This is a genomic window from Tatumella sp. JGM118 (genome assembly GCF_018257515.1).
In the GTDB taxonomy this organism is placed as follows: Bacteria; Pseudomonadota; Gammaproteobacteria; order Enterobacterales; family Enterobacteriaceae; genus Tatumella; species Tatumella terrea.
Window position 1 is genome coordinate 54,587 of the sequence record NZ_JAERJR010000014.1, and the last position, 24,123, is coordinate 78,709.

19 protein-coding genes are annotated in these 24,123 nt (G+C 52.1%); 12 read left to right on the forward strand and 7 right to left on the reverse strand.

Going from position 1 to position 24,123, the window contains the following annotated elements:
- Nucleotides 1-139: 139 nt before the first annotated feature.
- Nucleotides 140-2,335, reverse strand: a complete 2,196-nt coding sequence (gene priA / locus JK223_RS12735; protein WP_212714547.1) for a primosomal protein N' — start codon at nucleotides 2,333-2,335, stop codon at nucleotides 140-142.
- A gap of 227 nt (nucleotides 2,336-2,562) precedes the next feature.
- Between priA and rpmE the strand changes: the two genes are divergently transcribed.
- The gene (rpmE, locus tag JK223_RS12740) at nucleotides 2,563-2,775 is read left to right on the forward strand and encodes a 50S ribosomal protein L31 (protein ID WP_212714548.1); all 213 of its coding nucleotides are present in this window, start codon (nucleotides 2,563-2,565) and stop codon (nucleotides 2,773-2,775) included.
- Nucleotides 2,776-2,886: 111 nt separating this feature from the next.
- On the opposite strand, the gene metJ is transcribed toward rpmE, so the two are convergent.
- Nucleotides 2,887-3,204, reverse strand: a complete 318-nt coding sequence (metJ, locus tag JK223_RS12745) for a met regulon transcriptional regulator MetJ (protein WP_025902375.1) — start codon at nucleotides 3,202-3,204, stop codon at nucleotides 2,887-2,889.
- A 261-nt stretch (nucleotides 3,205-3,465) separates the two neighbouring features.
- On the opposite strand from metJ, the gene metB reads away from it, so the two are divergent.
- The 3 genes from metB (at nucleotide 3,466) to metF (ending at nucleotide 8,187) form a co-directional block, all read left to right on the forward strand.
- A complete protein-coding gene (gene metB, locus JK223_RS12750; protein WP_212714549.1) occupies nucleotides 3,466-4,629 on the forward strand; it encodes a cystathionine gamma-synthase in 1,164 nt (387 codons plus the stop codon).
- A gap of 2 nt (nucleotides 4,630-4,631) precedes the next feature.
- Complete coding sequence (locus JK223_RS12755) at nucleotides 4,632-7,067, forward strand: bifunctional aspartate kinase/homoserine dehydrogenase II (RefSeq protein WP_212714550.1); 2,436 nt, start codon at nucleotides 4,632-4,634, stop codon at nucleotides 7,065-7,067.
- Between the two features lie 220 nt (nucleotides 7,068-7,287).
- Nucleotides 7,288-8,187, forward strand: a complete 900-nt coding sequence (metF, locus tag JK223_RS12760; protein WP_212714551.1) for a methylenetetrahydrofolate reductase — start codon at nucleotides 7,288-7,290, stop codon at nucleotides 8,185-8,187.
- A 492-nt stretch (nucleotides 8,188-8,679) separates the two neighbouring features.
- Here metF and ppc read toward each other — a convergent pair whose 3' ends face one another.
- Nucleotides 8,680-11,331: a phosphoenolpyruvate carboxylase gene (gene ppc / locus JK223_RS12765; protein ID WP_212714552.1), complete on the reverse strand. Its 2,652-nt coding sequence runs from the start codon at nucleotides 11,329-11,331 to the stop codon at nucleotides 8,680-8,682.
- A 229-nt stretch (nucleotides 11,332-11,560) separates the two neighbouring features.
- On the reverse strand, nucleotides 11,561-12,709 hold the full coding sequence (argE, locus tag JK223_RS12770; RefSeq protein ID WP_212714553.1) for an acetylornithine deacetylase: 1,149 nt from the start codon (nucleotides 12,707-12,709) through the stop codon (nucleotides 11,561-11,563).
- A gap of 167 nt (nucleotides 12,710-12,876) precedes the next feature.
- Here argE and argC point away from each other — a divergent pair, with 167 nt between their 5' ends.
- From argC to argH, 4 genes are all read left to right on the forward strand, one after another.
- Nucleotides 12,877-13,881: an N-acetyl-gamma-glutamyl-phosphate reductase gene (gene argC, locus JK223_RS12775; protein WP_212714554.1), complete on the forward strand. Its 1,005-nt coding sequence runs from the start codon at nucleotides 12,877-12,879 to the stop codon at nucleotides 13,879-13,881.
- Between the two features lie 15 nt (nucleotides 13,882-13,896).
- Complete coding sequence (argB, locus tag JK223_RS12780) at nucleotides 13,897-14,673, forward strand: acetylglutamate kinase (protein WP_212714555.1); 777 nt, start codon at nucleotides 13,897-13,899, stop codon at nucleotides 14,671-14,673.
- A gap of 28 nt (nucleotides 14,674-14,701) precedes the next feature.
- Entirely contained in the window at nucleotides 14,702-15,913 is a 1,212-nt protein-coding gene (locus JK223_RS12785) for an argininosuccinate synthase (RefSeq protein WP_212714556.1), read from the forward strand.
- Nucleotides 15,914-15,994: 81 nt separating this feature from the next.
- On the forward strand, nucleotides 15,995-17,368 hold the full coding sequence (gene argH, locus JK223_RS12790) for an argininosuccinate lyase (protein WP_212714557.1): 1,374 nt from the start codon (nucleotides 15,995-15,997) through the stop codon (nucleotides 17,366-17,368).
- 79 nt (nucleotides 17,369-17,447) lie between these two features.
- On the opposite strand, the gene JK223_RS12795 is transcribed toward argH, so the two are convergent.
- Nucleotides 17,448-18,182: a redoxin family protein gene (locus JK223_RS12795; RefSeq protein ID WP_029991696.1), complete on the reverse strand. Its 735-nt coding sequence runs from the start codon at nucleotides 18,180-18,182 to the stop codon at nucleotides 17,448-17,450.
- Nucleotides 18,183-18,328: 146 nt separating this feature from the next.
- Here JK223_RS12795 and oxyR point away from each other — a divergent pair, with 146 nt between their 5' ends.
- Entirely contained in the window at nucleotides 18,329-19,234 is a 906-nt protein-coding gene (oxyR, locus tag JK223_RS12800) for a DNA-binding transcriptional regulator OxyR (protein ID WP_212714558.1), read from the forward strand.
- On the opposite strand, the gene sthA is transcribed toward oxyR, so the two are convergent.
- Nucleotides 19,226-20,626, reverse strand: coding sequence for a Si-specific NAD(P)(+) transhydrogenase (sthA, locus tag JK223_RS12805; protein ID WP_212714559.1), 1,401 nt, complete (start codon nucleotides 20,624-20,626; stop codon nucleotides 19,226-19,228). The two genes, oxyR and sthA, sit on opposite strands and share 9 nt — an antisense overlap.
- Nucleotides 20,627-20,820: 194 nt before the next feature.
- On the opposite strand from sthA, the gene fabR reads away from it, so the two are divergent.
- Both fabR and JK223_RS12815 read left to right on the forward strand, forming a co-directional pair.
- The gene (gene fabR / locus JK223_RS12810; RefSeq protein WP_212714570.1) at nucleotides 20,821-21,465 is read left to right on the forward strand and encodes an HTH-type transcriptional repressor FabR; all 645 of its coding nucleotides are present in this window, start codon (nucleotides 20,821-20,823) and stop codon (nucleotides 21,463-21,465) included.
- 16 nt (nucleotides 21,466-21,481) lie between these two features.
- Nucleotides 21,482-21,826, forward strand: coding sequence for a YijD family membrane protein (locus JK223_RS12815; protein ID WP_212714560.1), 345 nt, complete (start codon nucleotides 21,482-21,484; stop codon nucleotides 21,824-21,826).
- 31 nt (nucleotides 21,827-21,857) lie between these two features.
- On the opposite strand, the gene trmA is transcribed toward JK223_RS12815, so the two are convergent.
- Complete coding sequence (gene trmA, locus JK223_RS12820; RefSeq protein WP_212714561.1) at nucleotides 21,858-22,961, reverse strand: tRNA (uridine(54)-C5)-methyltransferase TrmA; 1,104 nt, start codon at nucleotides 22,959-22,961, stop codon at nucleotides 21,858-21,860.
- Between the two features lie 202 nt (nucleotides 22,962-23,163).
- Between trmA and murI the strand changes: the two genes are divergently transcribed.
- Nucleotides 23,164-24,015, forward strand: coding sequence for a glutamate racemase (gene murI, locus JK223_RS12825; protein WP_212714562.1), 852 nt, complete (start codon nucleotides 23,164-23,166; stop codon nucleotides 24,013-24,015).
- Nucleotides 24,016-24,123: the final 108 nt, after the last annotated feature.

Genomic DNA, 24,123 nt, shown 5'->3' on the forward strand with positions numbered 1-24,123 from the left:
CAGTCAATATCGTTGCGGCAGCCAGTGCCGCCCTGTTCTATTGTTAGCAGAATATCGGCGAATACTGTTATCTGATTTGTAATAAAACGGGGGGCCTGTTGATTATTCACGTGCGATGCCGCAAACATATCCGCGCATCTTAGCTTTCGGTCGGGTCAATATCCAGGGTCCACTTTACTTTCCGTATTGACGGTAAGGCCAGTATTAAGGGCATTGAGTGTTGCAGTATGCGTTGTAACTGTTTACGGGACGGGTGTTGCAACAATAGCTGCCATCGCCAGCGCCCGTTGCGTTTAGCCTGAAGTGCCGGTACCGGCCCCATGATCCAGAAATGTTCATCCTTTAGCGGCGTGGCTTCGAGTAAATTTCTTAACTGTAATAGCGCATTCTCTGCCTGCTGAGGATCAAAATCCTCCGCACGGAACAGGGCATGACTGGAAAACGGCGGCAGGCTGAGTTGCTTACGCTCCTGCAATGTCTGGCGGGCAAACGAGAAATAGCCCTGATACAGCAAGGTGTGCAGCAACGGGTGTTCCGGATGATGGGTCTGTAATACCACTTCGCCTTGTTTCCCTGCCCGTCCGGCGCGCCCGGCCACCTGGGTATATAACTGCGCAAAACGTTCTGTCGCACGAAAATCGGCAGAGAAAAGGGCACTGTCGACATCCAGTAAAGCCACCAGCGTGACATCCGGGAAATGGTGGCCTTTCGCCAGCATTTGTGTTCCGGCCAGAATACGAGCACCACCCTGATGAATATCGTCTAAATGCTGCTCCAGGCTCCCTTTCCTGCTGGTAGTATCCCGGTCGATTCGGGTCACGGGGATATCCGGGAACAGGGTTTTCAGTTGTTCTTCCAGTTGTTCTGTGCCCATACCGACCGGTACCAGGTGCGTCGAACCACATCCCGGACACTGATAAGGGATGGGTCGTTGACTGTCACAATGGTGGCAACGTAGCGTGCGGTTAGTTTGGTGAAAGGTATAGTAACGTTCACAACGCTGGCACTCTGCCAGCCAGCCGCAATCATGGCAGAGCAGGGCAGGTGCATATCCCCGACGGTTCAGAAACAGCAATACCTGGTTATTCGCACTCAGGTGTTGACGCATTTTATGGATCAATGCCGGAGATAACCCGGATTGCAGACGGACCGATTTTAAATCAATCAGTTGCTGCTGTGCCTGGCGTGCATTTCCGGCACGCTGTGTCAGCGTTAACTGATGATATTTTCCTGTCGTGACATTATGCAACGTCTCCAGCGCAGGGGTGGCAGACCCCAGGATGATGGGAATATTTTCCTGATGGGCGCGAAAAACAGCCAAATCCCTGGCGTGATAGCGCCATCCTTCCTGTTGTTTATAGGAACTGTCGTGCTCTTCATCGATGATAATTACCCCGGGTCTGGCCAGCGGGGTAAAAAGTGCGGAACGGGTACCGATGACAATCGCTGATTCTCCCTGACGGGCCCGCAGCCAGACATTTAAGCGTTCAGTATCGTTGAGGGCGGAATGGAGGACATCCACCGGCGCATGAAATCGTTCGCGAAAGCGGGATATGGTCTGAGGGGTGAGTGCGATCTCCGGGACGAGTACCAGTGCCTGTTTTCCCTCAGCCAGAATATTTTCAATGACACTGAGGTACACTTCTGTTTTACCCGAGCCGGTAATACCGGCCAGTAGCCAGGCAGAATACCGGGTGTCCTGGCTGCGGATAGCACCCACAGCCGTGGCCTGCTCGGTGTTCAGACGCAGTCGTTCACCTTTGACCCTGAATGACGGCCGCCAGTCCGTCAGCTCCGCCGCCTCTTCGGTCAGCTCACAGAGTCCTTTTTTACGCAGGGCCTGTAATACAGGATCACTCAGGTCATGCTGGCTGAGCTCATGACGAGCGACGGGACCATTGCGTAACAGGGCGAGTGCCTGCTGTTGTTTCACCGCACGTTTCAGGCTCTCCGGGACAGTGGCTTTGCCCTGATCGGTGCTCCGCCATTGCCAGACGGTGGGGAGTGCGGCCTCACGTCCCTGGCGCAGTAACACCGGCAATGCATGAAAGAACACCTCGCCGATCGGATAATGGTAGTAACCCGCAGCCCAGTTCAGTAAACGCCACATCGTCCCGGTAAAAAGGGAGCCTTCATCGATCACTGCGTCGATCGATTTGAGTTGTTCTTCAGGCAGGTCACTTTTATCCTTGATGGCATGCACAATCCCTGTCATTTTCCGGTGCCCGAAAGTGACTTTTACCCTGCTGCCGACAACAGCAGTACGCTCAGCCAGGGGACGGTAATCAAACAGTCGTGGCAGAGGAACAGGTAATGCAACCTTAAGGACGGGCATTCAGGCACTCCGGCAGATCAGTGGATAAAAGGGTAGTGTACACGGTGGGGGCTTTGCCGGGTATGGGGTTTTATTTGCATAGTTCCGGCGAACTTCTGTATAATATACCGCCTCTGTTGCCTGAACAGGTGACAGGGAACTAAAAAAACATTCTTTTTAACCGCGTGTGGTGCTGTGCAGGTTCGCCTGGCACGGAGAGCGACACGGCCTTCTACTGAGGTTCTCCCATGAAAAAAGGTATTCACCCGGAATACAACGCTGTAACCATTACCTGTTCTTGCGGTAACGTTATCAACACTCATTCTACTGTCGGTCACGATGTAAACCTGGACGTTTGTGGTAAATGCCACCCGTTCTATACTGGTAAGCAGCGTGTTGTTGATACCGGTGGTCGTGTTGAGCGTTTCAACAAGCGTTTCAGCATTCCTGGTTCAAAATAAGTTTCTGACAGACGAGTCTGACGATTCGGATGTAAAAAAACCCGGCACTGCCGGGTTTTTTTTAACCTTTTTTCGTGGCGAAATACCCGTTGCGGGGGAACTCGCCCGGCATCAGTATTCCCACTTGTCCGGATCGATACCCATTTCACGCATAATAACTTTTGCCACTTCCGGGATCTCATCACTGCGTTCTTTCCGCAAATCATTGTCATCCGGTAACGGTTGGCCGGTAAATGCATGCAAAAAAGCCTCACACAACAGCTCACTGTTGGTGGCATGGCGCAGGTTATTTACCTGACGACGGGTCCGCTCATCAGTCAAAATTTTAAGAACTTTCAGAGGGATAGAGACGGTAATTTTTTTTACCTGCTCGCTTTTTTTGCCATGCTCAGCATAAGGGCTGATATATTCGGCATTCCATTCAGCCATGGGGTACCTTAATTAATAAAAAGTTAACTTGCCGGGATTCAGCTTATTATGCCAGATATCTCGTTTGTTTTTGTCTTTGCGGGTAAATGCTCGCCCGGAATGTGACAATTGTAGCGGAATCTGGCCGCCCGGCCTAATTTTAGCGTTTCCGCGACTGTTGCTCAATCTACACCCATAGACATTTGGAAGTCTAGATGTATTGACGTCTAATTTGCAGGTGGTATTCTGTGGCCACATTCTCTCTTTCAGTGAAAATACGCCATGACGACACATAAGCAAGCGACCATTGCCGTACGCAGCGGATTAAATGATGATGAGCAGTATGGTTGTGTAGTCCCCCCCATCCACCTTTCCACGACCTATAATTTTACTGACTTTAATCAGCCAAGAACCCATGACTATTCACGTCGGGGTAATCCGTCGCGTGATGTCGTCCAGAATGCGCTGGCCGAACTGGAAGGAGGCGCCGGGGCGGTCATGACGAACACCGGTATGTCCGCCATTTTACTGGTAACCACCGTTTTTCTGAAGCCCGGTGATTTGCTGGTGGCTCCCCATGACTGTTATGGCGGCAGCTACCGTCTGTTAGACAGTCTGCACAAGCGCGGTGCTTTCCGGGTAAAGTTCATTGACCAGGGCGATACACAGGCACTGGCCGCCGCGATGGCCGAAGGCCCGAAACTAGTGCTGATTGAGACGCCGAGTAACCCGTTATTAAGGGTGGTGGATATCAAAGCTATCAGCCGTGCAGCGAAAGCGGCGGGAGCGATTACCGTCGCCGATAATACCTTTATGAGCCCGGTCCTTCAGAGCCCGCTGGAACTGGGTGTGGATGTCGTTCTGCATTCCTGTACCAAATATCTGAACGGCCATTCGGATGTGGTCGCCGGAACGGTTATTGCAAAAGATCCGGAACTGGTGACGGAACTGGCCTGGTGGGCCAATAATATCGGCGTAACCGGCTCAGCATTTGACAGTTATTTGCTGTTACGCGGGCTACGGACACTCGGTCCCCGTATGGCTGCGGCACAACGGAATGCGCTGGCCATTGTTGAGGCATTAAAAAAACAGCCTCTGGTCAAAAAACTTTATCATCCTTCCTTACCGGAAAATGCCGGTCATGACATCGCGAAACGCCAGCAACGTGGATTTGGTGCGATGCTCAGCTTTGAGCTGGAGGGAGATGAACAGACAGTACGTACTTTTCTGAAAGCGCTGAAACTCTTTACGCTCGCCGAGTCTCTCGGCGGCGTGGAAAGCCTGATTTCTCACACGGCAACCATGACACATGCAGGAATGTCGGCAGAGGCGAGAGCAGCGGCAGGAATTTCTGATACATTATTGCGTGTCTCTGTAGGCATTGAAGACCATGAAGATTTAGTCGCCGATCTGGAAAATGCGTTCCGGGTGGCAGGCAGGGGGTAAGAATGACGATTTCATCAGACTGTGTGGCGTCCGAAGTGAGACAACTGCATAAATTCGGCGGCAGCAGCCTGGCGGATGCAAAATGCTATCAGCGTGCTGCTGATATTATGGCTGAATACAGCAAGCCCGGTGATTTGATGGTGGTGTCTGCCGCAGGCAGTACGACCAATCAGCTGATTAGCTGGCTGCAGCTCAGCCAGACGGATCGGTTATCAGCACACCAGGTACAGCAGAATTTGCGCCGCTTCCAGACAGGGCTGATGAACAGTCTCTTACCCGCCGCAGTGGCTGAACCGCTGGTTCAGGAATTTATTCGCGATCTTGAACGACTGGCCGTGTTGCTGGATGGGGCGATCACGGATGCTGTGTATGCTGAAGTGGTAGGTCACGGTGAAATCTGGTCAGCGCGGCTGATGTCCGCAGTATTAACACAGCAGGATCTTCAGGCTGGCTGGCTGGATGCGCGCGAATTCTTATCTGCAGAACGCTCTGCTCAGCCGGAAGTTAAGGAAGCAGAATCACGGCAGTTATTGTTACAGCGGCTGACCGGCTGTGGCGGACAACGGGTGGTGATCACCGGCTTTATCGCCCGCAACCAGGCCGGTGAAACAGTCCTGCTGGGACGTAACGGCTCTGACTATTCGGCCACGCAAATCGGTGCGCTGGCAGGCGTCAGTAAAGTGACCATCTGGAGTGATGTTGCCGGGGTATACAGTGCTGACCCACGTAAGGTCTCTGATGCCTGCCTGTTACCGTTACTGAGGCTTGATGAAGCCAGCGAGCTGGCCAGGCTGGCCGCACCGGTGCTGCATACCCGCACACTGCAACCGGTGTCGGGCAGTGATATCGAACTGGAGTTACGTTGCAGCTATCAGCCAGATCTGGGGTCGACGCGGATTGAAAGGGTACTGGCATCCGGAACTGGTGCCAGGATCGTGACCAGCCATGACGATGTTTGTCTGATTGAAATTGAAATCCCTAAACAACATGATTTTGCGGCCTTAAAGAAGGACGTCGAATTACAACTCGCACGTGCTCAGCTACGTCCGCTGGCCACCGGGGTGCATTCGGATCGCTATTTACTGCAACTCTGTTATACCGCCGAAGTGGTCGACAGTGCGCTGGCATTGCTGCAGGGAAGTGGTTTACCGTTAGGTGTTCGCTTACGCGATGGGCTGGCGCTGGTGGCGATGGTGGGCGCTGGCGTCACGCGTAACCCGCTGCATGCGCACCGTTTCTGGCAACAGATCAAAGACCAGCCGGTAGAGTTTGTCTGGCAATCCGAACAAAATATCAGCCTGGTGGCCGTATTGCGTTCGGGGCCGACGCAGCTCGTGATCCAGGGACTGCATCAGTCGCTATTCCGCGCCGAAAAACGCATTGGACTCATTTTATTAGGCAAAGGGAATATCGGGTCTCGCTGGCTGGAATTATTCGCAAAGGAGCAGGAAAACCTCTCTGATCGCAGCGGATTCGAATTTGTTCTGGCGGGTGTCGCGGATAGCCGGAAAAGCCTGCTGGACTATGAAGGGCTGGATACCAGCCGCGTACTGAACGTGTTCGATGACGAAGCGGAATACCGGGATCAGGAATCGCTTTTTTTATGGATGCGTGACCATCCGTTTGATGATCTGGTCGTGCTGGATGTGACTGCCGAGGGCAATATTGCCGATCAATATCCGGACTTTGCCAGTTATGGTTTTCATATCATCAGTGCTAATAAGATGGCAGGGTCATCCGACGGTGCTCACTGGCGCCAGATCAGGGATGCATTCAGCCGCACCGGACGCCACTGGCTGTATAACGCGACCGTCGGGGCCGGTTTACCGATTAACTACACCGTGCGTGATTTACGGGATAGCGGAGATTCTATTCTCTCTATCAGCGGTATTTTCTCCGGCACGTTGTCATGGTTATTCCTGCAATATGATGGCTCTGTTCCCTTTACCGACCTGGTGGACCAGGCATGGCAGCAAGGGCTTACCGAGCCGGACCCCCGGGTTGATCTCTCGGGTCTGGATGTGATGCGTAAGCTGGTGATCCTGGCGCGTGAAGCCGGCTACGACATAGAACCTCATCAGGTCCGTGTGGAATCGCTGGTCCCGGAAAACTGTACCGATGAATCGGTGGATCATTTCTTTGAGAATGCAGATGCGCTGAATGATCAGATGCTGCAGCGTTATGAAGCCGCGAAAGAGGCGGGTCTGGTTCTGCGTTATGTGGCACGTTTTGATGCCAGTGGTAAGGCCAAAGTGGGGGTGGAGGCTGTCAGGCCGGAGCACCCGCTGGCGTCCCTGTTACCCTGCGATAATGTCTTTGCAATTGAAAGTCGCTGGTACCGGGATAATCCGCTGATTATCCGCGGCCCGGGCGCCGGACGGGATGTCACTGCGGGAGCCATTCAGTCGGACCTCAACCGGCTGGCACAACTCTTGTAGATTTTTTCTCAGGCAGAGTTTTCTCTGCCTTTTTTCTGCCTGCCTCATTCTCTCAGTTGCCCTGTAAGCGGCACCCCTCCTGTTGTATGAATTTTTATCACAGTGACATGCTGATAATTCAGTTGACCCTTTGGCCGTAATTCGTCATTTTGAACATCTGGACGTCTAAACGTGTAGACGTTTAATAAATCATAACAGATGCGATCGACGAGGTAACAGGATGAGTTTCTTTCATGCCAATCAGCACGAGGCGCTTAATCAGAGCCTTTCAGAGTTAAACGGGCGTATTAATGTTTCTTTTGAGTTTTTCCCGCCGCGTACTCAGGATATGGAAGACATTCTGTGGAGCTCCATTGATCGCTTAAGCAGTCTGAAACCGAAATTCGTGTCTGTCACTTACGGGGCGAATTCCGGGGAACGTGATCGCACCCATAGTATTATCAAAGGGATTAAAGAGCGTACCGGGCTGGAAGCGGCTCCGCATCTGACCTGTATTGATGCTAACCGCGATGAGCTTCGCAGCATCGCTCAGGATTACTGGGACAACGGGATCCGCCATATTGTGGCACTGCGGGGTGACTTCCCGAATGGTGTCGGTAAACCGGATATGTATGCGGCTGATCTGGTGACATTACTGAAAGACGTCGGTGACTTTGATATTTCCGTGGCGGCCTACCCCGAAGTGCATCCTGAAGCAAAAAGCGCTCAGGCCGACCTGTTGAGTCTGAAACGCAAAGTCGATGCGGGCGCAGACCGTGCGATCACCCAGTTCTTTTTTGATGTTGAGAGCTACTTACGTTTCCGTGACCGTTGCGCGGCAACCGGGATTGATGTGGAGATTGTGCCGGGCATTCTGCCTGTCAGTAACTTTAAGCAGTTACAACGCTTTGCGACCCTGACCAATGTTCGCGTACCCAACTGGATGAACACCATGTTTGACGGGCTGGATAATGACCCGGAGACCCGTAAACTGGTCGGGGCAAATATCGCCATGGATATGGTGAAAATCCTCTCCCGGGAAGGCGTGAAGGATTTCCATTTCTACACGCTGAACCGGGCAGAAATGAGCTATGCCATCTGCCACACCCTCGGAGTCCGCCCGCAAATTGCGGCGGTGTGATGACAACATCCCGTCGGGGATCACGCGAATAGCAGAAAAAGCACCCGCCGGGTGATGTCAGTCAGTTAAGCGTTTTAATGAACATAACTTCATGATAATGCACTGAAGGTAAATGAAGGAATCAGGGCTTCACTCCTTTTTTGCTTCACCAGAGGCCCGGATTTTCGGGCCTTACTTTTTTTAATGAGCGCTGTTAACCCGGCGGGTGCTTTTTCTGTTGCGATCCTCTGAAGGAGCCCGTGGCTGTCCGGGTCCGCAGGCTATGACCCTATACCTCAGTCTGAGTCCAGGCAAAAATCGGGAACGTAATAACCTCTCCGCGATAAAGGACCTTCAGGATTTTTAATGGCATTGTCTGCCGGCAGGGTTTTACCGGGCCTTTACCCTTCTGTGCCCGTCGGGAACCCGGTAAATGCCGGTCACGTGGTCTTCCCCTGCAAATAAAAAAGGCCACCGGGGTAGCCTTTCAGGGACTCCGCAGGATAACGCGGTTTAGCCGGTGTTACGCATACCGGCGGCAATACCGGCAATCGTGACCATCAGTGCCTGTTCGACTTCCGGTGCTGTCACCTCTCCGGCAGCCTCACAGGCCCGGGAGCGGGAAAGCAACTCGGCCTGTAAGACGTTAAGCGGGTCAGTGTAGACATTCCGCAGTGCAATAGATTCTGCAATCCATGGCTGATCGGCCATCAGATGGGCATCATTAGATATCGCCAGCACGGTGTTAATGTCGTCGGCCAGTTGAGCCCGTAACTGTTCGCCCAGACCCCAGAGTGAAGGATCGACCAGACGCTGGTCATAATATTCCGCTAACCAGAGGTCAGCTTTCGCAAATACCATTTCCAGCATGCCGATACGGGTCGAAAAAAACGGCCAGTCATGACACATCGTTTCCAGTACTTTCTGTTGCCCGGCAGAGATCGTTTTTTGCAGTGCCGCCCCGGCGCCAAGCCAGGCTGGCAACATTAACCGGTTTTGGGTCCAGGCAAAGATCCACGGGATGGCACGTAAAGATTCCACGCCCCCGGCAGGGCGGCGTTTTGCCGGACGGGATCCCAGAGGCAGTTTCCCCAGCTCCTGTTCCGGCGTTGCAGAACGGAAATACGGAACGAAATCCGCATGTTCACGAACATAGCCGCGATACATGTCGCAGGAGTCCGCGGAGAGCTGATCCATAATCCTTTGCCATTCCGGTTTTGGCTCCGGCGGTGGTAGCAGGTTAGCCTCAAGGATTGCGCCGGTATACAGCGACAGGCTGGCAATGGTCACTTCCGGCAGGCCGAACTTAAAGCGGATCATCTCACCCTGTTCAGTCACGCGTAACCCGCCCTTCAGGCTGCCCGGAGGCTGTGATAACAGCGCAGCATGTGCCGGAGCACCCCCACGGCCAATCGAGCCGCCACGGCCATGGAACAGTGTCAGGGCAATACCGGCCTTCTCACAGGTCTTGATCAGAGCATCCTGGGCCTGATATTGCGCCCAGCTGGCGGCCATGACACCGGCATCTTTGGCGGAGTCGGAATAGCCGATCATCACCATCTGTTTGCCCTGGATAAAGCCGCGATACCAGTCAATGTTCAGTAACTGTGTCATGACATCATTGGCATTATTCAGGTCATCAAGGGTTTCAAACAGCGGGGCGACCGGCATGGCATAACGGATGCCGGCTTCTTTCAGTAACAGATGAACCGCCAGCACGTCGGACGGTGTTTTCGCCATAGAAATCACGTAGGCCGCGATTGAGCCCTGAGGGACTTCGGCAACCACCCGGCAGGTCTCCAGCACCTCACGGGTGTCCGGTCCCGGTTCCCACTGCTGCGGCAGTAGCGGCCGTTTAGAGTTCAGTTCGCGGATAAGGAAAGCCTGCTTATCGGCTTCTGACCAGTTTTCATAATCGCCCAGCCCCAGATAGCGGGTAATTTCTGCCAGCGCCTCGGTATGGCGGGTACTCTCCTGGCGTACATCAATACGCACCAGCGGGACGCCAAAGCATTTAATCCGGCGCAGGGTATCCAGCAACTGACCATTGGCAATAATCCCCATGCCGCACTGTTTTAAGGACTGGTAAATGGCGAATAACGGGTCCCATAACTGCTCATTGGCAATCAGCAGGTCGGCGGGACGGGACGGACGTTCGCCTTTCAGGCGTCTTTCCAGGTAACTCTGGGTTGTGGTCAGTTGGGTACGAAGACGTTTCAGTATAACGCGATACGGTTCCAGAGCCTCCGGATCGCCACACAATTCACGGACCTCATCGGTACAGACCGACATCGAAAGCTCAGAGATAAGGACGCCGATATCGCGCAGGAATAAATCGGCGGCTTTCCAGCGACTCAGCTGGATGACATGACGGGTCACCGGCGCGGTGACATTCGGGTTACCGTCACGATCCCCGCCCATCCAGGAGGTGAATTTTACCGGCACAAAATCGACCGGCAGGGTAATCCCGAAGGTTTCTTCGGCCTGCTCATTCAGTTCGCGCAGAAACGCAGGTACACCTTCCCACAGACTGTTTTCAACGACAGCAAACCCCCATTTGGCTTCATCAACCGGCGTGGGCCTGATCTTACGAATTTCATCCGTATGCCAGGCCTGTGCCACTAGCTGACGTAAGCGCCGCATGACGGTATTACGTTCGTAGTCGGTCAGATCACTATGATCGAGTTGTTTCAGGCAGCTATTCACTTCAACCAGTTTATGGATAAGCGTACGACGGGTGATCTCCGTCGGGTGAGCAGTGAGTACCAGCTCTATCGAAAGCGACTCGATAGCTTTCAGAATATCGCTGCGGGTCAGAGTGTTATTTTGTTTTAACCGTTCGAATTCCTGTTTCAGAAGTTCGGGGTTGTTGGCGCCCTGGGCCTGCAGAGAGATGGTCTGGTACTGTTCAGCAACGTTAGTCAGATTAAGGAACTGGCTGAAGGCTCTGGCGACCGGTAATAATTCATCATTAGATAAGTTTTGCAGGGTAGAAAGAAGTTCCTGACGGTCAGCCTCATTCCCTGCACGGGATGACTTGGAGAGTTTACGTATGGTTTCTACGCGTTCAAGAATGTTTTCCCCTAAGGCATCCTTTACGGTATCCCCGAGCAGTTTACCGAGCATACTGACATTACTTCGCATTGCGGAATATTGTTCGTTCATGTGACCCTGAAACCCTCTGTCATATTTATCTGATTTTGTTACCAGTCCAGCATAACCCTGTCTTTTATCTAGCCATGTTACTGAGGATTCGTCAAATGGCTTCCATAGGGAAAGGTATAATGTAACTTACTGAATTTAATAAAATTTGATAGAGAGGTTCTTTGATAAGCTATTCTTATTAAAGAGAAAAGGGTGCCGGGGATTTAATCAATATCCCCGGTAATAAATTTTAATGACAGAAATGCTGCACAACGCGCTCGAGTAATTCGCGGGTCGGATTAATAAAGGCCGTATCGAGGTATTCATCAGGCTGATGCGCCTGCTCGATAGAACCGGGGCCGAGCACCAGTGTCGGACAAAGCTCCTGAATAAAAGGCGCTTCGGTGCAATAGTTAACGATCTCTGTTTCGCGGCCCAGCAGTTTTTCGATAACTTTCACCAGTCCATGGTGACGGGGACATTCATACCCCGGGATGGGCGGATGCAGATCACTGACGGTCAGCCGGCCCGGCCAGCGTTCGCTCACCGGTGTCAGTGCTTCCATTAATAAGCCGTGCAGGTCATCCAGCGCCAGTCCGGGCAGCGGACGGATATCCATATGCAATTCACAGCAGGCACAGATGCGGTTGGGAGCATCACCGCCGTTAACAGAACCGAAATTCATGGTCGGATAGGGGATGACGAAACCGTCATGATGATAACGTTCTTTCAGCGTATTACGCAGGCCGGTCAGATGCGTAATGGCATCATGCATCAGTTCAATCGCATTCACACCCCGGGCAGGATCGCTTGAATGGCCGGACTGTCCCTGAATACGGATAGCTTTGGAAAGGTGTCCCTTATGGGCACGTACCGGTTTCAGCGAGGTTGGCTCGCCGATAATGGCGCAATCAGGGCGCAGGTCGGTGGTACGGGCAAAATAGCTGGCACCGGCCATGGTGGTTTCTTCGTCTGCCGTCGCCAGAATATACAGCGGCTTCTTCAGGCGGGTGATATCAATATCGCGCAAGGTATCCAGGATAAAGGCAAAAAAGCCTTTCATATCCGCCGTCCCCAGACCATAGAGTTTGTTATCACGTTCTGTCAGTGTAAAGGGGTCCTGGGTCCAGCGACCGTCATCGAACGGTACGGTATCGGTATGCCCTGCCAGCATCAGCCCGCCGGTGCCGCTTCCGGCCCTGGCCAGCAGGTTAAATTTATTCCGTGTTTCCGGGACCGGCTGGACTTCGGTATGAAACCCCAGGTCACGGAACCAGCCCGCCAGTAAGTTGATCAGCCCTTCATTACTCTGATCTAAGGCGCTTTCTGTCGCACTGACAGAAGGCGTCGCAATTAACTGACGATAAAGCTCAATAAAAGGAGGTAATTTTGTCTTCACTGTTGACGGTCCTTGCGTTAGGATGTATCAATATTCATGCACTAATTATGAATAAAAATACATTATAGCCTTAAGCATGTGAACTTCTTTTGCTTACGAAGGCAACCCGGGGAGCGGGGCATACCCTGTCCTGAATCATAGACTTTACGTAAAAGGTACACAGCCTGATGTTGAAGACGCTGATTGTTGGTGCCAGTGGTTATGCTGGTGTTGAACTGGTCACTTACCTGAATCGCCATCCACACATAAACATAACCGGAATTGCGGTATCAGCGCAAAGTCCGGATGCGGGAAAATTGTTGTCCGATATTTACCCGCAACTGAAAGGTCGTGTGGATCTCCGGCTGCAGCCGCTCACCGACGTTGCCGCAGTGGCAAAAGAAGCGGATGTTGTGTTCCTGGCAACCGCGCATGAAGTCAGCCACGATTTAGCACCACAGTTTTTAGAACATGGCTGTGTGGTCCTGGATCTGTCAGGTGCCTGGCGGGTCAATAGTGCAGAGTTCTATACCCGCTACTACGGCTTTACCCATCAGTACCCTGAACTGCTGGCACAGGCGGCCTATGGTATGGCGGAATGGCAGGCAGAGCAGATTAAACAAACGAATCTGATTGCCGTGCCGGGTTGCTATCCGACAGCGTCGCAGCTGGCGATTAAACCGTTGCTGGCCGCCGGATTACTGAACACGGATCAGTGGCCGGTTATCAATGCAACCAGCGGTGTCAGCGGCTCCGGAAGGAAAGCCTCGCTGAATACCAGCTTCTGTGAAGTCAGCCTGCAACCCTACGGGCTGTTTACGCACCGCCATCAACCGGAAATTTCTGCACATCTGGGGACGCCGGTGGTCTTTACGCCGCAGCTGGGCAGCTTCCCGCGCGGTATTCTGGCCACGAGCACCTGTCGCCTGAAACCCGGAGTGACCGCAGAGCAGGTGGCGAAGGCTTTCCACGATGCCTATGATGATAAACCGCTGGTTCGCCTTTATGACTCCGGCGTGCCGGCCCTGAAATCCGTGATCGGCCTGCCTTTCTGCGATATCGGTTTTGCGGTCGACGGTGAACATGTCATTGTGGTGAGTGCGGAAGATAACCTGCTGAAAGGGGCTTCCTCGCACGCCGTACAGTGTATGAATATTCGTTTCGGTTATCCTGAAACGCTGTCTTTGCTTTAAATGCAGGTGTTTTCCATGACAAATCCATTAATTATTAAACTGGGCGGCGTACTGCTGGATAGCGAAGAAGCGCTGGGCAGATTATTTGATGCATTGCTGGCATACCGTCAGAGTCATCAGCGTCCCCTGGTGATTGTCCATGGCGGCGGTTGCCTGGTTGACGAACTGATGAAGAAACTGGCTCTGCCGGTCAGTAAGAAAAACGGATTACGGGTTACCCCGGCAGATCAGATAGACATCATTACCGGTGCTCTGGCGGGGACGGCCAATAAAACGTTACTGGCCTGGGCCAGAAAATACGGCATTAATGCGGTCGGCCTGTCACTGGGTGACGGCGGCATCGCGAATGTCGCGCAGTTTGATGAAGAGCTGGGCCATGTCGGTAAAGCGACGCCCGGTAATCCGGCACTGGTGAATACATTAACCGGCAGCGGTTATTTACCGATCATCAGTTCTATCGGGATCACCGACGACGGACTGTTGATGAATGTGAATGCTGACCAGGCCGCCACAGCGCTGGCTTCCACCTTAGGCGCAGATCTGGTACTGCTGTCTGATGTGAGCGGTATTCTCGACGGTAAAGGCCAGCGTATTGAAGAAATGACCGCTGAGAAGGCTGAGGCCTTAATTGCTCAGGGCATCATTACTGACGGTATGATTGTGAAAGTCCATGCGGCGCTGGATGCTGCAAGAACGCTGGGCCGGCCGGTGGATATTGCCAGCTGGCGGCATGCAGAGCAGTTACCTGACTTATTTAACGGCGTGTCCATCGGCACCCGGATTTTGGCTTAACGACAAAGACTGATTCAAGGATTAAACGATGCAAACTCAAGGTATTAAAAAAATCGTTCTGGCGTACTCCGGCGGACTGGACACTTCGGCGATCATTCCCTGGCTGAAAGAGAACTACGGCTGTGAAGTTGTCGCTTTTGTCGCTAACGTCGGTCAGGATCCGGAAGATCTGGTCGGTGTTGAAGGGAAAGCCCTGCAGTCAGGCGCCTCAGAATGTCATGTCGTTGATCTGCGTGAAGAGTTCATTAGTGATTATGTTTATCCGGTGCTGCAAACCGGCGCACTGTATGAGGGAACCTACCTGCTGGGAACCTCAATGGCACGTCCTATCATTGCTAAAGCTCAGGTTGAGCTGGCCCTGAAAGTGGGCGCGGATGCGGTATGTCATGGTGCTACCGGCAAAGGAAATGATCAGGTACGTTTCGAAAGCACCTATGCCGCACTGGCACCTCAGCTGAAAGTCGTTGCGCCATGGCGTGAATGGGATCTGCGTTCACGTGAAGCCCTGCTGGCCTATCTGAAAGAGCGTAATATCCCGACCACAGCGACACTGGAAAAAATCTACAGCCGTGATGAGAATGCCTGGCATATCTCGACCGAAGGCGGCGTGCTGGAAAGCCCGTGGAATGCGTCGAACAAAGACTGCTGGGTCTGGACGACCGACCCACTGGAAGCTCCGGACCAGCCTGAACAAGTGACCGTGAGAGTTGAGAAAGGTCAGGTCGTTGCGGTTAACGGTGAAGCACTGACGCCTTTCGGTTGCCTGGAAAAACTGAATGTACTGGGTGCTAAACACGGTGTTGGCCGTATCGATATCGTCGAAAACCGTCTGGTGGGTATGAAATCCCGTGGATGTTATGAAACCCCCGGTGGCACCATTATGGTGAACGCTTTACGTGCCGTTGAACAGCTGGTACTGGATCGCGATAGCTACAAATGGCGTGAACAGCTGGGCCTGGAAATGTCATATGTTGTGTATGACGGACGCTGGTTTACGCCACTGCGTAAGTCGTTACAGGCTTCAGCAGAATCGCTGGCGGAAGAGGTTAACGGTGAAGTCGTGCTGCAGTTATACAAAGGCCAGGTCAGCGCAATTCAGAAGAAATCAGAAAACAGCCTGTATTCAGAAGAGTTTGCTACCTTCGGTGAAGATGAAGTTTATGATCACAGCCATGCCGGCGGCTTCATTCGTTTGTACTCACTGTCTTCACGTATCCGTGCACTGAAAGAACAGAAATAAGATTCCGGTCAGATAATCCGGAGCAGGGTAGCGGTATGGCTGCCCTGCAGTTCAGAATAACCCATTATAGGGAGCATCATTATGGCACTGTGGGGTGGACGTTTTACTCAGGCGGCAGACCAGCGGTTTAAACAATTTAACGACTCTCTGCGTTTTGACTACCGGCTGGCAGAACAGGACATCACCGGTTCAGTGGCCTGGTCTAAAGCGCTGGTGACGGTCGGCGTCCTGAGCAAGGAAGAACAGCAACAGCTGGAACAGGCACTGCACACCCTTCTGAGCGAAGTTCGTGCGAACCCTGAGCAGATATTGCAAAGCGATGCCGAAGATATCCATAGCTGGGTCGAAGGTAAGCTTATCGACAAAGTCGGCGGGCTGGGTAAAAAACTGCATACCGGCCGCAGCCGTAACGACCAGGTAGCGACTGACCTGAAACTATGGTGTAAGCAACAGGTTAGCGAGCTTCTGAACGCCACCCGTGAGTTACAGCAGGCGCTGGTAGTGACTGCGGAGGCGAATCAGGATGCAGTCATGCCGGGGTATACCCATCTGCAACGTGCCCAGCCGGTCACTTTTGCTCACTGGTGTCTGGCCTATACCGAAATGCTGGCACGGGATGAAAGCCGGTTACAGGACGCGTTAAAGCGTCTGGATGTCAGCCCGCTGGGATGTGGTGCGCTGGCCGGAACCGCCTATGAGATCGATCGTGAACAGCTGGCCGGTTGGTTAGGTTTTGCGTCTGCGACACGTAACAGCCTGGATTCCGTTTCTGATCGTGACCATGTGCTGGAATTACTCTCGGATGCCTCCATCGGTATGGTGCATTTGTCCCGCTTTGCGGAAGACCTGATTTTCTTCAACTCCGGTGAAGCCGGCTTTGTTGAGCTGTCTGATAAAGTGACCTCAGGCTCTTCCCTGATGCCACAGAAAAAGAACCCGGATGCGCTGGAACTGATCCGCGGTAAATGTGGCCGTGTACAGGGCGCACTGACCGGGATGATGATGACCCTGAAAGGGTTACCCCTGGCCTATAACAAAGACATGCAGGAAGATAAAGAAGGGCTGTTCGATGCTCTGGACACCTGGCTGGATTGTCTGCATATGGCGGGGTTAGTACTGGAAGGCATTCAGGTGAAACGTCCGCGCTGCCAGGAAGCGGCAGAGCAGGGATATGCGAATTCCACCGAACTGGCTGATTATCTGGTGGCAAAAGGTGTCCCTTTCCGTGAAGCTCACCATATTGTGGGTGAAGCTGTTGTCGCGGCGATCCATAAAGGGGTGGCGCTGGAAGCCTTATCGCTGGAGGAACTTAAAGCCTTCAGTCCGGTGATTGACCAGGATGTTTACCCGATCCTGTCCTTACAGTCCTGCCTGGACAAACGTAATGCACAGGGTGGAGTGGCCCCGGCTCAGGTGGCCTCGGCCATCAGTGAGGCTAAAAAACGCCTGAGTTAAGTGACGGGTGAAATAAAAACAGCGGACCCGGGTCCGCTGTTTTTTTTATGTTTACGGGAGAGCGGCCGTCAGGCAGCCATTATCCGCGCAGGAAGTACTGCTCCAGATCATCGCTGCCACCGATATGACGGCCACCGATAAAGACCTGAGGCACCGTTGCGCGACCGGTGACGGCTCGCAGGCTGACGGTGGTAGCATCCTGACCTAAAATAATCTCTTCATACTGGATCCCACGCTCCTGCAGCATCTGTTTTGCTTTGGCGCAGAACTGGCAACCCGGCTTAGTAAACAGAGACACAGACTCCTGCAGTTTCACATCCGGAGCCAGGTACTGCAGCATAGTATCAGCATCAGAGACTTCAAACGGGTCACCGGGTTTGTTAGGTTCAACAAACATTTTCTCGACTTTGCCGTCGCGAACCAGCATAGAGTAACGCCATGAGCGTGCTCCGAAGCCCAGGTCTTCTTTTTCGACCAGCATATCCATGCCACGGGTAAAGTCACCATTACCGTCCGGAATAAAGGTAATGTTTTCAGCGTGCTGATCGGCTTTCCATGCATTCATCACGAAGGTATCGTTGACGGAAATACACAGAATATCGTCAACGCCGTGCTGTGAGAATACACTGTACAGCTCGTTGTAGCGCGGCAGATGGCTGGACGAACATGTCGGGGTAAAAGCCCCCGGCAATGAGAATACGATGACCGTTTTGTTTTTGAACAAATCATCGGTGGTTACATTGACCCATTTGTCGCCCTGACGGGTGTGAAAGGTAACCTGGGGTACTGAACGACCTTCATAAGTCTCTGACATATCTTCTCCTGTCTGGTGTATTAACACACTCAATCATCGGTAATTTGAATCTGATGCCATTATTATTACTTTCCTGCCTTGATAGGGCTAATCGTTGATTGCTATGCTATCTATCGCCATGAACTATCATGCGCCGGAGGAAATTAATGAATATTCGTGACCTTGAGTATCTGGTTTCACTGGCAGAACATCGCCATTTTCGTCGGGCTGCGGATGCCTGTCATGTCAGCCAGCCTACGCTGAGCGGTCAAATCCGTAAACTGGAAGATGAACTGGGCGTCATGCTGTTGGAACGTACCAGTCGCAAGGTACTCTTCACTCAGGCCGGTTTACTGCTGGTGGATCAGGCCCGTACTGTCCTGCGGGAAGTGAAAGTACTTAAGGAAATGGCCAGTCAGCAAGGCGAAACCATGTCCGGTCCTTTACATATCGGCCTCATTCCGACGGTCGGTCCGTATTTATTACCTCAGATCATCCCTATGTTGCATCAGACGTTCCCGAAACTGGAAATGTATCTGCATGAAGCACAGACACAACAGTTACTGGCGCAACTGGATAGCGGACAACTGGATTGTGCCATTATGGCACTGGTAAAAGAGACCGAAGCGTTTATCGAAGTGCCGTTATTTGATGAACCGATGAAACTGGCGGTCTATTCCGATCATCCCTGGCACCAGCGGGAAAGAGTCCCGATGTCTGAACTGGCCGGTGAGAAACTGCTGATGCTACAGGACGGACACTGTCTGAGAGATCAGGCGATGGGCTTCTGTTTTTCCGCCGGTGCGGATGAAGACACTCATTTCCGGGCCACCAGTCTGGAGACCTTACGGAATATGGTCGCTGCGGGCAGCGGTATCACTCTGATGCCTTCACTGGCTATCCCGAATGAAAGGGAGCGGGATGGCGTATGCTATATCCCTTGTGATAAGCCGGTTCCTCAGCGCACCATTGCACTGATCTATCGCCCGGGCTCGCCTCTGCGCAGTCGTTATGAACAACTGGCAGAGACAATCAGTGCACATATGCGTGATTCAGGGAGCCTGTCAAAATAGACGATTAAGGCCATTTAGCGCAGCAACGCGATAAGCTTCAGCCATGGTCGGGTAGTTAAAGGTGGTATTTACAAAGTACTCGAGTGTATTACCGCCATTTTTCTGCTCCATAATGGCCTGACCGATATGAATAATTTCTGCCGCGCGCTCACCGAAGCAATGGATACCCAGAATTTCTTTGGTATCGCGGTGGAAGAGTATTTTCAGGCTACCGATGTTCATGCCGACGATTTGAGCACGGGCGAGATGTTTAAACTGTGCCCGGCCGACTTCGTAAGGGATTTTCATGGCCGTTAACTGCTGTTCTGTTTTGCCGACAGAGCTGATTTCCGGAATGGTATAAATCCCGGTCGGAATATCTTCGATCAGATGGGCTGTCGCTTCTCCTTTCACAATCGCCTGTGCAGCAATCCTGCCCTGATCATAGGCCGCAGAAGCCAGGCTCGGATAGCCGATGACATCGCCGACCGCATAAATGTGGGGCTGTGCTGTCTGATACATACTGTTGACCTTCAGCAACCCGCGGCTATCGGCTTCCAGTCCGGCATTTTCCAGCGTCAGTGAGTCGGTGTTCCCTGTGCGTCCGTTAGCATAGAGCAGGCAATCGGCTTTCATCCGTTTACCGGACTTCAGCGATACAATGACACCATCGTCATTGGCTTCCACTTTTTCAAATTCTTCGTTGTGGCGGATAACTACGCCGCTGTTCCAGAAATGATAAGAGAGTGAATCTGACATTTCCTGATCCAGAAAGGCCAGTAAACGGTCACGGGTATTAATCAAATCAACTTTTACACCGAGACCGCGGAAAATAGACGCATACTCACAACCAATGACCCCGGCACCGTAAATGATGACATGGGAAGGTTCATGATGAAGATCGAGGATGGAATCTGAGTCGTAAATGCGCGGATGGGAAAAGTCTACGCTATCCGGATGATATGGACGCGAACCGCAAGCGATAACAAACTTAGCGGCAGTCAGTCGCTCGCAGGAACCATCAGGAAGGACAACCTCCAGCGTGTGATCATCAATAAAATGCGCATCGCCCTGATAGAGTTCACAGTGATTACGCTCATAGAACCCCTGACGCATATTGGTTTGCTGCTGAATAACATTTTCCGTGTGTTTCAGAATGTCTGCAAATGAGGAGCGCAGCAGGCGGGTGTGATCGCTGTATAACGGGTTCTGGTTAAATTCAATGATTCTGCTGACCGCATGACGCAGTGCTTTTGACGGGATTGTGCCCCAATGGGTACAACCTCCCCCGATATTGTGAAAGCGCTCGATAACAGCAACCTTTGTACCTTGCTTCACCAGTCCCATGGCGGCACCTTCACCGCCGGGGCCGGAGCCAATCACAATCGCATCATAATCGTAAGGCTTTTGCATATTCACACGTCCTATGTTCTAAAACATTATAACAACGTAAATATAACATTTTGTTCAAATCACCTGAATGCCAATCGTGTTATTTCTTGTTTCAGGGGCTGATTTATAAGTTAACAGGCGTTCACAAAGTTTGCGCCACTGTACGCTGATAATTTTGATATAGTGCCAAAATGAAGTGTAAAAAGGCAGAGATGATGGGCGTCAGAGCACAGCAAAAAGAACGTACAAGACGTACTCTTATTGAAGCAGCGTTCAGTCAGTTAAGTGCGGAACGCAGCTTTACCAGTTTGAGTCTGCGTGAAGTTGCCCGTGAAGCCGGTATTGCACCGACATCCTTCTACCGGCACTTTAAGGATGTTGATGAGCTTGGCCTGACGATGGTCGATGAGAGCGGGCTCATGTTACGCCAGTTAATGCGCCAGGCCCGCCAGCGAATTGCCAAGGGTGGCAGCATCATCAAAACCTCCGTTTCTACCTTTATGGAATTTATCGGCAATAATCCGAATGCCTTTCGTTTATTACTGCGTGAGCGTTCCGGAACCTCGGCGGCTTTTCGTGCCGCTGTTGCGCGGGAGATTCAGCATTTTATTGCTGAGCTGGCCGACTACCTTGAATTAGAAAACCACATGCCCCGCAGTTTTACAGAAGCGCAGGCAGAAGCAATGGTGACGATTGTTTTTAGTGCCGGTGCCGAAGCGGTGGATGTGGATATTGAGCAGCGGCGCAAACTGGAAGAGCGTCTGGTCCTTCAGTTAAGAATGATTTCGAAAGGTGCCTATTACTGGTATCGTCGGGAACAAGAGCGATTGGCTTCAGCCACAGATAAATCAGAAGAGTAAACAAACAGGTAATATTATGACTGAGCAAAATCCTCGTGATAAAGGAACACTGATCTTAGCTTTTATCACCGGTTTATCCATCCATGGTACCTTCACCGCACTGTTTAGCAGTTATGTGCCGTTTTCATTTTTCCCGTTAATATCCCTGGGGCTGGCGGTCTGGTATCTGCATAAACGTTACCTGAATCGCAGTATGCCGGAAGGTATGCCTTCGCTCGCCGCGGGGTTCTTCTTTCTGGGGATCTTTTTGTACAGTGCTATCATTCGTGCGCAGTACCCGGAAATTGGCTCTAATTTCTTTCCGACACTGGTCATGGTTTGTCTGGTGTTCTGGATGTTCAGTCGCTTTCGCGGCCGTTAAACGAAAACCCCGCCAGCGGCGGGGTCTTTAATCAGGCTTTACGCCGCAGCATGACACCGCATTCCATATGGTGGGTATAAGGAAACTGGTCAAACAGTGCCAGACGTTCTATCTGATGTGTCTCTGTTAACGTCTGCAGGTTATCGCACAGGGTTTCCGGATTACAGGAAATATACAGAATTGCCGGGTAGGCCTGAACCATCTTCAGTGTTTCCTGATCCAGTCCACTGCGTGGCGGGTCGACAAAGATGGTCTCGCACTCATAACTGCTCAGATCTATTCCTTCCAGACGATTAAATTGCCGCACGCCATTCATTGCCTGAGTGAACTCCTCGGCCGACATACGTACCACCTGAACATTGTCTATCTTATTTGCAGCAATATTATATTTTGCCGACTCTACCGAAGGCTTAGCGATTTCTGTGGCCAGTACCCGCCGGAAGTTCCTGGCCAGCGCCAGAGAGAAGTTACCATTGCCGCAATACAGCTCCAGCAGGTCACCCGTCGACTGACGTGTGACATCCAGTGCCCATTCCAGCATCTGTACATTAATGGCGGCATTGGGCTGGGTGAAGCTATTTTCTACCTGACGGTAGATCATCTCTTTGCCGTCGATGGTCAGCACTTCATCGATAGCGTCCTGGTCCAGGCAGATTTTGGTTTTTGTCGCACGGCCGATAAAGTGTACGTCTATTCCACTGGCGCGGAACTGATCCCGCAAGCGGGACATTTCGGTCTGCCAGATATCATCTAATTTACGATGGTAGAGCAGGGAGATAATAATTTTCCCGCTACAGGTCGACAGGTAGTCAATCTGGAACAGTTTATGGCGCAGGATTTTATTATCGCGTAGTGCCTCAATCATCAGCGGCATCATGGTGTTGATAAGTTCGCTGGCGGCAGGAAATGTCTCGACTTTTATTCTCTGCCGGGTCTGCTGATCAAAAATGATGTGGTACAGATCATCTTCCTGATGCCAGATACGGAATTCAGCGCGCATACGGTAATGGCTGACCGGTGAACGAAAGACTTGTGCCTCTGGTGCATTGAAGGGCGTCATCATCGTTGTCAGGCGATTTACCTTTTCCGCCAGCTGGTCGTCATAGTGTTCTACAGGAAGATGTTCCGGGGTCATGATTAATCCTGGTTGTTGGTCAGTAGGCGGCGATTGTAGGGATTCCGTCACTGATGTCCAGCCCGGGGTGTACCTCATCGGGCTGTCCGGTGTCGGTTTTCTGTCACCAGCCGATCCCCGGCGGCATCAAGACCACCCCTCCTGCCGCCGGGGATCGTGATAGAATAGCGGCTCCTGTTGGCTGATAACATTGAGACAGTATATGCCCAGAGATGTTCAGGAAGAGTTAGCTCCGTCATTTGCGACCCGCGGCCCGGGCGGGCGACCCACCATATTAGTCTTCGACTCCGGAGTCGGCGGACTCTCGGTGTATGATGAAATCAGGCAGTTATTGCCTGAGGCACACTATATCTATGTATTCGATAATGCCGGTTTTCCCTACGGAGAAAAAACGGAACAGTTTATTGTGCAGCGGATCACCGCTATTACCACAGCGATTACCCGCCAGTATCCGGTGTCTATTGCGGTCGTTGCCTGTAATACCGCAAGTACTGTCTCTTTGCCCGCGTTGCGGGAGGTGTTTGACTTTCCGGTCGTGGGAGTCGTGCCGGCGATTAAACCTGCAGCCCGTCTGACCCGTAACGGCGTTGTCGGGGTGCTGGCGACCCGCGGGACCGTCAAACGCAGTTATACGCAGCAATTAGTACAGCAGTTTGCTAAAGAGTGTCAGATAGAAATGCTGGGATCATCAGAACTGGTATTACTGGCAGAAAGAAAGCTGCAAGGCGAGCCGGTGTCTTTACAGGAAATAAAAGACATTATTCAGCCATGGCTCGTTCTGCCGGAACCTCCTGACACGGTAGTACTGGGGTGTACGCACTTTCCTTTACTTAAAGCTGAGTTACAGGCTGTATTACCGGAAGGCACCCGGCTGGTGGATTCGGGCGCGGCCATCGCCAGAAGAACGGCCTGGCTACTGGAAAATGGCTCACCGGTGATCAATACCGTATTACCGGATATCGCGTATTGCACGGAACTGACTTCCCGGGCTGAGCAATTATTACCCGTTCTACAGCGTTATGGGTTCATTTCGCTCGAAAAACTCGCACTTTGAGTGTTGTGTGAATAAAAAAACAACACTCAGAAATTTATTTGAAATAAACCCTTGTCAGAAAAAATTATCTCCCTATAATGCGCTCCCACTGACACGGCAAAGCGCGAT